This window comes from Mycolicibacterium sp. P4_G11 (genome assembly GCF_056555145.1).
Genome location: NZ_JBFUJW010000001.1, coordinates 470,656 through 482,997, shown reverse-complemented (window position 1 = coordinate 482,997; position 12,342 = coordinate 470,656). Strand labels below are relative to the sequence as shown.

Annotated in this window: 10 protein-coding genes; 2 read left to right on the top strand and 8 right to left on the bottom strand. The window is 68.6% G+C overall.

Annotation, left to right across the window (positions count from 1 at the left end; translation table 11 throughout):
- Positions 1 to 23 precede the first annotated feature (23 nt).
- From AC1U2B_RS02305 to mqo, 7 genes are read right to left on the bottom strand one after another with little or no spacing between them, the layout of a single operon-like run.
- A complete protein-coding gene (locus tag AC1U2B_RS02305; protein ID WP_480215744.1) occupies positions 24 to 1,559 on the bottom strand; it encodes an MFS transporter in 1,536 nt (511 codons plus the stop codon).
- Between the two features lie 55 nt (positions 1,560 to 1,614).
- Positions 1,615 to 2,841, bottom strand: coding sequence for a uroporphyrinogen-III C-methyltransferase (gene cobA, locus AC1U2B_RS02300; RefSeq protein ID WP_480215519.1), 1,227 nt, complete (start codon positions 2,839 to 2,841; stop codon positions 1,615 to 1,617).
- On the bottom strand, positions 2,838 to 4,211 hold the full coding sequence (locus tag AC1U2B_RS02295) for a cobyrinic acid a,c-diamide synthase CobB (RefSeq protein WP_480215518.1): 1,374 nt from the start codon (positions 4,209 to 4,211) through the stop codon (positions 2,838 to 2,840). Before AC1U2B_RS02295 ends, cobA begins: the two co-directional genes overlap by 4 nt.
- A gap of 7 nt (positions 4,212 to 4,218) precedes the next feature.
- Positions 4,219 to 4,833: a cob(I)yrinic acid a,c-diamide adenosyltransferase gene (cobO, locus tag AC1U2B_RS02290; RefSeq protein WP_480215517.1), complete on the bottom strand. Its 615-nt coding sequence runs from the start codon at positions 4,831 to 4,833 to the stop codon at positions 4,219 to 4,221.
- A 24-nt stretch (positions 4,834 to 4,857) separates the two neighbouring features.
- On the bottom strand, positions 4,858 to 6,705 hold the full coding sequence (locus tag AC1U2B_RS02285) for a magnesium chelatase subunit D family protein (RefSeq protein ID WP_480215743.1): 1,848 nt from the start codon (positions 6,703 to 6,705) through the stop codon (positions 4,858 to 4,860).
- Between the two features lie 5 nt (positions 6,706 to 6,710).
- Positions 6,711 to 7,172, bottom strand: a complete 462-nt coding sequence (locus AC1U2B_RS02280) for a GNAT family N-acetyltransferase (protein ID WP_043393698.1) — start codon at positions 7,170 to 7,172, stop codon at positions 6,711 to 6,713.
- Positions 7,173 to 7,187: 15 nt separating this feature from the next.
- Positions 7,188 to 8,684: a malate dehydrogenase (quinone) gene (gene mqo / locus AC1U2B_RS02275; protein WP_480215516.1), complete on the bottom strand. Its 1,497-nt coding sequence runs from the start codon at positions 8,682 to 8,684 to the stop codon at positions 7,188 to 7,190.
- Positions 8,685 to 8,825: 141 nt separating this feature from the next.
- Here mqo and AC1U2B_RS02270 point away from each other — a divergent pair, with 141 nt between their 5' ends.
- Both AC1U2B_RS02270 and mtr read left to right on the top strand, forming a co-directional pair.
- Positions 8,826 to 9,860 carry an alpha/beta hydrolase gene (locus tag AC1U2B_RS02270; protein WP_480215515.1) on the top strand — a complete coding sequence of 345 codons (1,035 nt, stop codon included), beginning with the start codon at positions 8,826 to 8,828 and terminating at the stop codon, positions 9,858 to 9,860.
- 4 nt (positions 9,861 to 9,864) lie between these two features.
- Positions 9,865 to 11,241 carry a mycothione reductase gene (gene mtr, locus AC1U2B_RS02265; protein ID WP_480215742.1) on the top strand — a complete coding sequence of 459 codons (1,377 nt, stop codon included), beginning with the start codon at positions 9,865 to 9,867 and terminating at the stop codon, positions 11,239 to 11,241.
- Here mtr and nicT read toward each other — a convergent pair.
- The gene (gene nicT / locus AC1U2B_RS02260) at positions 11,238 to 12,341 is read right to left on the bottom strand and encodes a Nickel transporter NicT (protein WP_480215514.1); all 1,104 of its coding nucleotides are present in this window, start codon (positions 12,339 to 12,341) and stop codon (positions 11,238 to 11,240) included. The genes mtr and nicT overlap by 4 nt on opposite strands.
- Position 12,342 lies beyond the last annotated feature (1 nt).

Genomic DNA, 12,342 nt, shown 5'->3' with positions numbered 1-12,342 from the left:
ATCCAGGAAGAAACTGCGCGGGCTTAAAGCTCTCCCGCGTCCAGCGCTTCCTTGGTGTCCTGCGCCGCCGCGACTTCGTCGGCGGTGTAGGTGATGAACAGTGCCACCACACCGACGATCACTGCCACCGCGGCGACCCAGAGCAGGCCGTAGGTGTAACCGTGGTCGAGGGCGGTGTGCTGCGCCTCATTCATCTTGGCGACCGGACCGGTGGTCCCGCCCAGGTACAGGGTGCGCGAGGTGATGACGGCCTGGATGATGGCCAGCACCACCGGGCCACCGAGGTTCTGCAGCATCAGCGCGATGGCCGAGAGCGGGCCGATGTCGCTGAGCGCCACGCCGGCGATGGCCGACACGGTCAGCGGCACCACGATCATGCCGATGCCGAAGCCACCGACGGTGATCGGGATGACCAGGTTCGGGAAGTACGGGATGCCGCCGTTGAGGGTGGAGCCGTAGATCATCGCGGCGAGCACCATGACGCCACCGGCGATCACCAGCACTCGCGGCGAGAACATCGCCACCAGCTGCGAGGACAGACCCAGCCCGATGCCGAGGGCGATGACGAACGGGATGAAGCCGATGCCCGCCTTCAGCGCGCTGTAACCCATGATGTCCTGCACGTACAGGCCGATCAGCACGGTCAGCGTGAACATCACGCCACCGGCCAGGAAGACGGCCGCGAAGGTCGCCACGCGGTTGCGGTCCCGGAACAGGTTGAACGGAACAACCGGGTGCTCGGCGGTGCGCTCGACGAACAGGAACGCCAGGAACAGCACGGCAGCCGCGGCACCGGAGCCCAGCGTCAGCGGGGACATCCAGCCCTTCTCCGGGCCCATCGAGAAGCCGAACACCGCCGCGGTGCAGGCCAGGGTCGCCAGGATGGCGCCGGCCGCGTCCAGCTTCATGCGCTCGCGGTTGGTCTCGGTCAGGGTGGTGCGGGCCAGGTAGATCATGATGATGCCGATCGGCACGTTCACCAGGAATGCGTAGCGCCACGAGAAGACGGTGAGGGCACCGCCGACCACGAGTCCCATCACCGAGCCGACGCCGGTCATGGCCGCGAAGATCGCGGTCGCGGCGTTACGGGCCGGGCCCTTCGGGAACGTGGTGGCGACGAGCGCCAGGCCGGTCGGCGACGCGATGGCCGAACCGACACCCTGCAGCAGCCGGGCGGTGACCAGGGTGGTCTCGTCCCAGGCAACGCCGCAGAGGATGGAAGCGATGGTGAAGAGCGCGACACCGACGATGAAGGTGCGCTTGCGGCCGATGGTGTCACCGAGGCGCCCACCGAGCAGCATCAGACCACCGAAGGTCAGCACATACGCGGTGATCACCCAGCTGCGGCCGGCGTCGGAGAGGCCGAGCTCGTCCTGAATCTTAGGAAGGGCAACGATGGCGACAGTGCTGTCCATCGTGGCGAGCAGCTGCATGCCACCGATGGCAATGACTGCGGAAAGGAAGCGGGGCGACGGCAGCCAAGCTGGATACCAGCTCTTTCGCTCGTCCTCGGTTTGTCCCACGTGCATGGAGAGCGGTTCCCGGCGGCTGTTTGCCATGGCGGTTCGCTCAGCGTCGTTGAGAGCCGTCATGAAAAGCTACCTTACAGTAATCTTAAGATTTCTTTAACCCTGCGAACGCCGCGACGTCCCCGATCACGATGATTGCGGGAGGTCGGATGCCCTCCGAACGGATGTCTTCCGGCGCGTCGGCAAGCGTGGTCTGCAGCGTCTGCTGTGCCGCTGTCGTCCCGTGCTGGACCACGAGGACCGGTGTTTCCGCAGGTCGGCCGCCTTGCAGCAGCACCTTGGCGAAAAGTTCGATCCGCTCGACGGCCATCAGCAGCACGATGGTGCCGCGCATCGCGGCCAGTGCGTCCCAATTCACTAACGATTCCGGGTGTCCCGGCGCGACGTGGCCGCTGACCACCACAAATTCGTGCGTCACCGCCCGGTGGGTGACCGGAACGCCGGCCAGGGCCGGAACTGCTATGGCACTGGTCACACCGGGTACGACGGTCACCGGAATGCCCGCATCGGCGCATGCCAGCACCTCTTCATAGCCGCGCGCGAAGACGAACGGGTCGCCGCCTTTGAGCCGGACCACGAACTTGCCTTCCCTGGCCCGGTCGATCAGGACGGCGTTGATGGCGTCCTGGGCCATCGCCCGGCCGTAGGGAATCTTGGCGGCGTCGATCACCTCGACGTGCGGGCCGAGTTCGGCGAGCAGCTCCTGCGGGGCCAGCCGGTCGGCGACCACCACGTCGGCGTGGGCCAACAGCCGGCGGCCGCGGACGGTGATCAGCTCGGGGTCCCCCGGCCCGCCGCCGACCAGCGCCACTCCGCTGTAGCTGTCGGGTTCGGTGGCGTCGCCGATGGCGCCGCGCTGCAGGGCCTCGCGGATGGCGGTGCGCAGCGTCGCCGAGCGCCGGTGCTCGCCGCCGGCGAGCACGCCGACCGTCAGGCCGTCGTACTCGAAGGACGCCGGGGTCACCGCCGAGCCTTCCAGGCCGGCGTCGGCGCGGACGCAGAAGATGTGGCGCCGGTCGGCCTCGTCGGCCACCGCGGCGTTGACGGCCTCGTCGTCGGTCGCAGCGAGCACGTACCAGGCACCGTCGAGGTCGTCGTTCTGGAATTCCCGCGACGTGAGGGTGATGCCGGTGCCGTCGGGGTTGTCGACCAGCGCTTCGACCACCGGGGTGGCGACGGGCGCGACGACGTGCACGTCGGCGCCACTGGAGATCAGCAGCGGCAGGCGGCGCTGGGCGACGCTGCCGGCGCCCACGACCACGACCTTCTTACCGGTGAGGCGCAGGCCGACGAGGTAGGCGTTCTGAGTCACTCGGCGAGTTTAGTTGCCGCGGATACGAACCGACGCACCGAGTGCGGGTGCGCGGCCGGATGGGTGTGCAGGTAGCCGGCGTGCACGCCGCCGCGGACGGCCCCGTCGTGCACGGTGGTCTGTCCGGCGCCCCGGAAAACCCAGGCCGGCGGCTGCTCGGCGGTGAATTCGACTGTGGTGCGGTGAAATTCATGGCCGGTGACGCGTTCCCCAGCGGCGTGCATGCTGGAGTCCACCATCGCGACAGCGTCCCGGTAGCCCAGGGTGAGCCGCTCGGTGAAGCGCGCCGAGCCGGGCAGCACGCCACACATGGGGTGCCCGTCGAGGTCGTCGACCAGGTAGGTCAGCCCGGCGCACTCGGCGTGGACCGGTGCGCCCGCGGCGGCCAGCGCGGCAATCTGTTCCCGGACAACGGCATTGGCGGACAGTTCGGCGGTGAACTGCTCGGGGAAACCGCCGGGGATGACGAGCGCCCGAGTCCCGTCCGGCAGCGGGTCGGTCAGCGGGTCGAAGGCCGCGACCTCGGCACCGGCCATGCCGAGCAGCTCGGCGTGCTCGGCGTACCCGAAGCTGAAGGCCTTGCCGGCGGCCACAGCTACTGTCACAGCCGCGGTGGCGCTCGATGTCGGCTCCAGTTCAGGAACCCATGCCGGCGCCAACGCCCCGATGCCCGCGCACCCGACGATGGCTTCTATATCGACGTGGCGGGCGACGAGCTCGGTCATGACGTCGACGGCCTCGTGCGCCCGGCGGCCGTGCTCGACAGCGGTGACCAGCCCGAGGTGCCGGGACGGAATCTCCAGTCCGCTGTCGCGCGGGATCGCGCCGAACACCGGGACACCCGCCTGCTCACAGGCCTGACGCAGGACCTGTTCATGCCGCGGTGATCCCACCTTGTTGAGGATCACCCCGGCGATCCGCACCGCCCGGTCGAACGTCGAAAAGCCGTGCAGCAGAGCGGCAATGCTCTGGCTCTGGCCGCGCGCGTCGACGACCAGCACCACCGGCGCACCGAGCAGCCCGGCGACGTGGGCCGTCGATCCCGGCGCCGGGGACATCGGCTGATCGGTGATGCGCCCGTCGAACAGGCCCATGACGCCCTCGATGACGGCGATGTCGGCGCCCGCGCTGCCGTGCCGGTAGAGCGGGCCGATCAGGTCGTCACCGACGAGGACCGGGTCCAGGTTGCGGCCAGGCCGGCCGGTGGCCAGCGCGTGGTAACCGGGGTCGATGAAGTCCGGTCCGACCTTGGCTGCGCTGACCCGGTGCCCGCCGCGGCGCAGCGCACCCATCAGGCCGGTGGCCACAGTCGTCTTGCCGCTGCCCGACGCGGGCGCCGCGATCACCACTGCGGGTACGGGAGCGGTCACACCACACTCACCACTCGATGCCGCGCTGGCCCTTGCGGCCGGCGTCCATCGGGTGCTTGACCTTGGTCATCTCGGTCACCAGGTCGGCGGCGTCGAGGAGCTGCGGCGGGGCGTCGCGGCCGGTGATCACCACGTGCTGGGTGCCGGGGCGGGAGGTCAGCGTCGACACCACCTCGTCGATGTTCAACCAGCCCCACTTGAGCGGATAGGTGAACTCGTCGAGGACGTAGAAGTCGTGCTGCTCTGCAGCCAGCCGGCGTGAAATCTCGGCCCAGCCTTCGACGGCCGCGGCGGCGTGGTCCTCATCGGAGCCCTGCCTGCGGGTCCACGACCAGCCCGAGCCCATCTTGTGCCACTGCACTGCTCCCCCGACGCCCTGCTCGTCGTGCAGCCGGCCGAGCGCCTGGAACGCCGCTTCTTCCCCGACCTTCCATTTGGCGCTCTTGACGAACTGGAACACCGCGACGTCGAAGCCCTGGTTCCAGGCGCGCAGCGCCATGCCGAAGGCCGCGGTGGACTTCCCCTTGCCCGGGCCGGTGTGCACCGCCAGGATCGGCGCGTTGCGGCGCGCTTTGGTGGTCAGCCCGTCGTTGGGGACGGCCGACGGTTGTCCTTGTGGCATAGCGTTTCTTCCTGCCGAATTCTCTTACGCCGCGGCTTGCCCGGCCCGGACCACTCGGGCCAGGCTGTCGGCGCGCAACTGCTCCAGTTGCACGGCGGGCGCACCCAGTTGACCGGCCAGCTGCTGCGCCAATCCCAGTCGAATATAAGAGGTTTCGCAATCGACGACCACGGCGGCCGCCCCCTCCGCGACCAGGAGTCCGGCAGCGGTCCGGGTCCGGCCCAGCGGATCGGGTCCGCCCGTCGCCCGGCCGTCGGTCAGCACAACCACCAACGGCCGACGGGCACGGTCGCGGGTCTTCTCCCGCAACACCACGTCGCGTGCGGCCAGCAGTCCTTGGGCCAGTGGGGTTTTCCCGCCGGTGTCGAAACGGGCCAGGCGCCGGCTGGCGATGTGCACCGACGAGGTCGGCGGCAGCAGCAGCGCCGCCTCGGCCCCCCGGAAGGTGACGACGGCGACCTTGTCGCGGCGTTGATAGGCGTCACGCAGCAGCGACAGCGTCGCCCCGCTGACCGCTGACATGCGGTCCCGCGCCGCCATCGAGCCTGAGGCGTCGACGACGAAGATCACCAGATTGCCTTCGCGCCCTTCGCGAATCGCGTGCCGGACGTCGGTCGGCGCCACCTGCAGGCGGCCCGGCTGCGGACGACGGTCCGCCGCGGCCAGCAGGGTGCCGAAGACGTGGACACCGTGCCCGGCCTGGGCATCGTCGGTGGCCGAGATCGGGGTGCCCGTGCGGTTGCGGGCCCGGGACCGACGGCCCGGGGCGCCCTCCCCGACGCCGGGCACGACGAGCGCCCGGGTCCGGAACGTCGCCGACGGTGGGGCGCTGGGCCGCGACGCGCTGCCGGGTCCGGCCGAGTTTCCTTGCGGTGCGGCCTCTTCCGAGCCCTCCGCGGAGACCCCGCCACCCGGCGGATCGGGATCGGGATCGGGTTCGGTCTGCGCCTGCGCATCGGCCTGGGCCATCGCGTCGTCGAGCTGCTGCGGGTCCAGGCCCGGGTCGTCGAACGGATCGCGCCGGCGCCGGTGCGGCAGCGCGAGTTCGGCCGCGACCCGAATGTCTTCCTCGGTCACCTCGGCGGCACCGCGCCACGCGGCATGTGCGACGGCCGTGCGGGCCACCACCAGATCGGCGCGCATGCCGTCGACGTCGAACGCCGCACACAAGGCCGCGATCCGGCGCAACTCGTTGTCAGGCAACAACACTGCGGCCACCGCGGCGCGGGCCTTGGCGATCCGGCCGGCCAGCTCGACATCGTCGGCGGCGTACCGCTCGCTGAACCCGGCAGGGTCCGCTTCATAGGACATCCGGCGTCGGATCACCTCGACCCGGACGTCGACGTCCCGGGAGGCGTAGACGTCAACGGTCAACCCGAACCGGTCGAGCAACTGCGGACGCAGCTCGCCCTCTTCCGGATTCATGGTGCCCACCAACATGAATCGAGCCTCGTGCGAATGCGAAACACCGTCGCGCTCGATGTGGACCCGGCCCATGGCGGCGGCATCGAGCAGCACGTCGACCAGGTGGTCGTGCAGCAGGTTCACCTCATCGACGTAGAGAACGCCGCCGTGCGCGCGGGCCAGCAGGCCCGGCGAGAAGGCATGTTCGCCGTCGCGCAACACCTTCTGCAGATCGATCGAGCCGACCACGCGGTCCTCGGTCGCACCGATCGGCAACTCCACCAGGCGTGCATCGGCATCCACGGCCGCCAGCACCTCGGCGAGACCGCGCACCGCCGTCGATTTGGCCGTGCCCTTCTCGCCGCGGATCAGCACACCGCCGATGTCGGGGCGCACGGCGCACAACACCAGCGCGAGCCGCAGCCGGTCCTGCCCGACGAGGGCACTGAACGGGTACGGCGCCGTCACGGCACTCACCGACTCTCCGATCCGTGCCGGACCATCGGCACATGGGGAATACCGTCTTCGAGGAATTCCTCACCGTCGCGGACGAATCCGAGCCGGGTGTACATCTCCTCGAGATAGGTCTGGGCGTCGATTCGGCAGGGGTAGCTGCCGACCTCGGCGAGGGCCGCCTGCATCAGCCGGGTGGTGTGCCCCTGGCCGCGGGCGGTCCGTTTGGTGCACACCCGGCCGATCCGGAACACCTTCTCCCCGCCGGGATGCTCTTCCATCAGGCGCAGTGTCGAAATGACCTGCCCGTCAGGGCTTTCCAGCCAGAAGTGCCGGGTCTCGGCCAGCAGGTCGCGGCCGTCGAGTTCGGGGTACGGACAGGCCTGCTCCACCACGAAGACCTCGACCCGCAACTTCAGTAGCTCGTAAAGCGTTGCGGCATCGAGATCCTTGGCCCAGCTGCGCCTCGGCGCGACGCTCACGCGACCACCTGCGGATCAGGCCGGCTGGTCGAGTTTGAGTGCCTTGGTTCCCCAGTCCCACACCTCGCGGTACAACTTGGGTTCACCGGACAGGTCGACGCCCAACGAGGGCACCATCTCCTTGAGCTTGGGCAGCCAGGCCTGGTAGCGGTCACCGAAGCAACGCTCCAGCACCTCGATCATGGCCGGCACCGCGGTGGAGGCACCCGGCGACGCACCGAGCAGACCGGCGATGCGGCCGTCCTCCGCGGTCAGGACCGTGGTGCCGAACTCCAGCACGCCACCGATGCCCTTACGGCGGATCACCTGCACGCGCTGGCCCGCGACGTCCAGCTCCCAGTCGGAATCGACTGCGCTGGGGGCGAATTCACGCAGCGAATCCACCCGCTCGCCCTCGCTGAGGGCCAGCTGCTCGAGCAGATACTTCACCAGGCCCAGTTCGGTGACGCCGACGCCGAGCATCGACGCGAGGTTGTTGGGCTTGACCGACAGCGGCAGATCGGTAATCGAGCCCTGCTTGAGGAACTTCGGCGACCAGCCGGCGAACGGACCGAACAGCAGCCAGGACTGGCCGTTGATGATGCGAGTGTCCAAGTGCGGCACCGACATCGGCGGGGCACCGACCGACGCCTGGCCGTACACCTTGGCCTGGTGCGCCACCGTCAGGTCCTGGTTGTCGGTACGCAGGAAGGCGCCGCCGACCGGGAACCCGCCGAAGCCCTTGGCCTCCGGGATGCCGGCCTTCTGCAGCAGGTGCAGCGCGCCGCCACCGGCGCCGAGGAACACGAACTTGGCGTTGATCTTCTGCCGGTCGCCGCTGCGCCGGTTGACCACGTTGAGCTTCCAGCTGCCGTCGGACTGCTTGCTGAGGTTGGTCACCTCGTGCCCGAACATCGTGGTCATGCCCCGCTGTGCGGCGAACCCGATGAGCTGCTTGGACAGCGAACCGAAGTCGACGTCGGTGCCGTCGGTGGTCCAGTTCAGTGCGACCGGCTCGGCGAAGTCGCGCTGCTCGGCCATGAACGGCAGACGACGGGCGAACTCGTCCTTGTCGTCGATGTACTCCATGGTCGAGAACAGCGGGTTGGCGACCAGCGCCTCGCGACGCTGGCGCAGGTAGTCGAGGCTGTCGGCGCCGTGCACGAAGCTGACGTGCGGGATGGGGTTCAGGAAGCTCTTGACGTCCGGCAGCACACCGTTCTCGACGGCGTACGCCCAGAACTGCCGGGTCACCTGGAACTGCTCGTTGACGTGGACGGCCTTGGTGATGTCGATGGTGCCGTCGGCGTTCTGCGGCGTGTAGTTGAGCTCACACAGCGCCGAGTGGCCGGTGCCGGCGTTGTTCCACGGGTCGCTGCTCTCGGCGGCGGCGCCGTCGAGGCGCTCGATCATGGTGATGGACCACTCCGGCTCCAGCAGCCGGATCAGGGCACCGAGGGTGGCGCTCATGATTCCCGCGCCCACGAGGACGACGTCGGTCTGTGTGCTCCCAGCTACGTTTGCATTCGACACGTGATCGCTCGTCCTTCGCACTCGGGTTACCCGCCGGTATTAGCGGATGCTCGGTGCTCAAGGTTATCGCGACCGAGTTCGCCGCTGACGCGGTATCTCCTCCCATCGACCATGATGTTGGTCGCAGTTAGGGTTGAGCATGTGACGCCGCAGGAGCCACAGGGACAACCCGAGTGGCAGCTGGACGTGCTGCCCGGGTACTGGCAGCAGACCATCGCACTGGGTCCCGACCCCGACGGAGAGGGTGACCTGGTCGCCACCGTCGTGCGGCGCGGGCAACCCGGGCGGATCGCGCACGCGGTCTTGGTCATTCATGGCTATACCGACTACTTCTTCCACACTGAGCTCGCCGACCATTTCGCTGCCCGCGGAATCGCGTTCTACGCGATAGACCTGCACAAATGTGGACGGTCGCGGCGCCCCGGGCAGACCCCGCACTTCACCACGCACCTCGCGTCGTACTACGACGAGCTGCGGCGGGCGCTGCAGCTGATCGCCGCGGACACCGGCGGTGCCCGAGTGTGCCTGTACGGCCACTCCGCGGGCGGGTTGATCGCGACGTTGTTCGCCGATCAGCTACGCCGTGACGGCACGTTGCCGACCCACCACGTCACCGGTCTGATCCTCAACAGCCCGTTCTTCGATCTGCACGGGCCGGCGGCGCTGCGCTCGGCGGCGGTGTCGGCTGCACTGACGGCGATGGCCCGGTTCCGGAAGCTCGCGGTGATCCGCCAGCCGACCGAGGGCGGCTACGGCACGAGCCTGCACCGCGATCACGGCGGGGAATTCGACTACAACCTGGACTGGAAACCGTTGGGCGGCTTCCCGGTCACCATCGGCTGGATCAACGCCATCCGCCGGGGGCAGCTGCGGCTGCATCGCGGGCTCGACGTCGGGGTGCCGAACCTGATCCTGCGGTCCGACCACACGGTGGCCGAGACCACCACCGCCACCGGGATGGACCGCGGTGACGCGGTGCTCGACGTCGAGCAGATCGCCCGGTGGGCCGGCTGCGTCGGCAACCGCAGCACCATCGTCCCGGTCACCGACGCCAAACACGATGTGTTCCTGTCGCTGCCGGCGCCGCGCGCCGCCGCGTTCGACGAGCTGAACCACTGGCTGGACGGGTACCTCACCCGGTCGGGCTCCCCCACCACGCATCATGAACAGGCCTGACGTCATGCAGCATTACGACCTGACCATCATCGGAACCGGCTCCGGCAACAGCGTTCTCGACGAGCGGTACGACGACCTGAAAGTCGCGATCTGCGAGCAGGGCACGTTCGGCGGCACCTGCCTGAACGTCGGCTGCATCCCCACCAAGATGTTCGTCTACGCCGCCGACGTGGCCCAGACCATCCGGCACAGCGCCACCTACGGCGTCGACTCCCACATCGACGGCGTGCGTTGGCCGGACATCGTCAAGCGCGTCTTCGGCAGGATCGATCCGATCGCGTCGGGCGGCGAGGACTATCGCCGCAGCCTGCCGAACATCACGGTGTACGGCAGCCACACCCGCTTCGGGCCCACGCTGCCCGACGGCCGCTACACGCTGCGGACCGCCGCTGGCGACGAGTTCACCTCCGACCGGGTGGTCATCGCCGCGGGTTCGCGCAGTTCGGTTCCTCCGGCGATCGCCGACTCCGGCGCCCCGTACTTCACCAGCGACGACATCATGCGAATCCCGTCGCTGCCCGAACATCTCGTGATCATCGGCGGCGGCTTCATCTCCGTGGAGTTCGCGCACGTGTTCTCGGCGCTCGGGTCGAAAGTGACCATCGTGCTGCGCGGCGACCGGCTGCTCAAGCGCTGCGACGAGGAGATCTGCCGGCGCTTCGGCGCCGTCGTCGCGAAGAAATGGGACGTGCGCACCCATGAGAACGTGGTCGGCGCCCGCCAGGACGGCGACGTCGTCGTGCTGGAGTTCGACGACGGTGAGACCCTGACGGCCGATGCCCTGTTGGTCGCGACGGGCCGGGTGCCGAACGGCGACCTGCTCGATGTGCAGCTGGCCGGCGTAGAGCTGGACGACGACGGCTACGTCGTGGTCGACGAATACCAACGCACCACGGCGCGTGGGATTTTCGCCCTCGGTGACGTGTCGTCGCACCATCAGCTCAAGCACGTGGCCAACCATGAGGCCCGCATCGTGAAAGAGAATCTGCGGCACGACTGGGACGGCGAGCTGGTCGCCAGCGACCACCGGTTCGTGCCCGCCGCGGTGTTCACCGATCCCCAGGTCGCGATGGTCGGCCTGAACGAAGCCGAGGCGCGGGCAGCCGGTTTCGATGTTGTGGTCAAGCTGCAGGATTACGGCGACACGGCCTACGGCTGGGCCATGGAAGACACCACCGGCGTGGTCAAACTCATCGGCGAGCGCGGCACCGGCAAGATTCTGGGCGCAACCCTCATGGGCTATCAGGCCTCGTCGCTGATTCAGCCGCTGATCCAGGCCATGTCGTTCGGGCAGACCGCGCAGGACGTGGCCCGCGGCCAGTACTGGATTCATCCGGCGCTGTCCGAGGTGATCGAAAACGCGCTGCTGGGGCTGGTTTAGCCGTCTGCTGGGCTGAGCCGGGCCGTCCACTTCTCCTCGATGCGGCCCCACCGCCACACCAGCAGCGCCACCAACCAGGTGACGACGAACAGTCCGACGATCGCGAATCCGACGGTGTTCAGGTCGATTCCGCCGATCCAGTCCCAGACGCCACCGGACCAACCGAACTCCTCGGCCAGCAAGCCGAGCAGCTCGATGGTCCCGATCACCAGGGCCACCATGACCGACAGTCCGGTGATGGTGATGTTGTAGTACACCTTGCGCACCGGCCGGGCCAGCGCCCAGCCGTACGCGACGTTCATGAACGCGCCGTCGATGGTGTCCAGCAGGCTCATCCCGGCCGCGAAGAGCACCGGCAGACAAAGGATTGCGTACCACGGCAATCCGGCCGAGGCGCCGGTCCCGGCCAGCACCAGCAGCGCCACCTCGGTCGCGGTGTCGAAACCGAGGCCGAACAGCGCGCCGAGCGGATACATCTGCCAGGACTTGCTGATGGCACGGGTGAACCGGCGCAGGATGCGGTTCATGAAGCCGCGATTGTTGAGTTGATGTTCGAGTGCGGCCTCGTCGTACTCGCCGCGGCGCATCCGCATGAACACCTGCAGGATGCCGACCAGCACAACGACATTGATGGCGGCGATCAGGTACAGGAAGAAGCCCGAGACGCCGGCACCGATCAGCCCGGTGTACCGGTGCAGCATCGACGAATCGTCCTGCAGCGGGCCGACGAGCGACGTGATGCCCAGCGACAGCAGCAGAGCCAGGCCGAACACGATGGTCGAATGCCCAAGGGAGAAGAAGAATCCCACGCTGAGCGGCCGGTTGCTGCCGCGCCCGTGCCCGGCGACGGCGCTGTCGGCCATGAGCTTTCGGGTGGTGTTGTCGATGGCGGCGATGTGGTCGGCGTCGAACGCGTGCCGCAATCCCAGGGTGTAGGCGGTGAGGCCGATCCCGATGCCGAGCGCCGTCCCGCCGACGGTGTGATGCTCCGGCACGACGACCAGGATCAGGGTGCCCCAGCCGATGACGTGCAATGCGGCGATGACGCCGAACATCGCCGCCAGTCGCCCCCAATCCTGACCGGTCAACGAAAGCCGCATG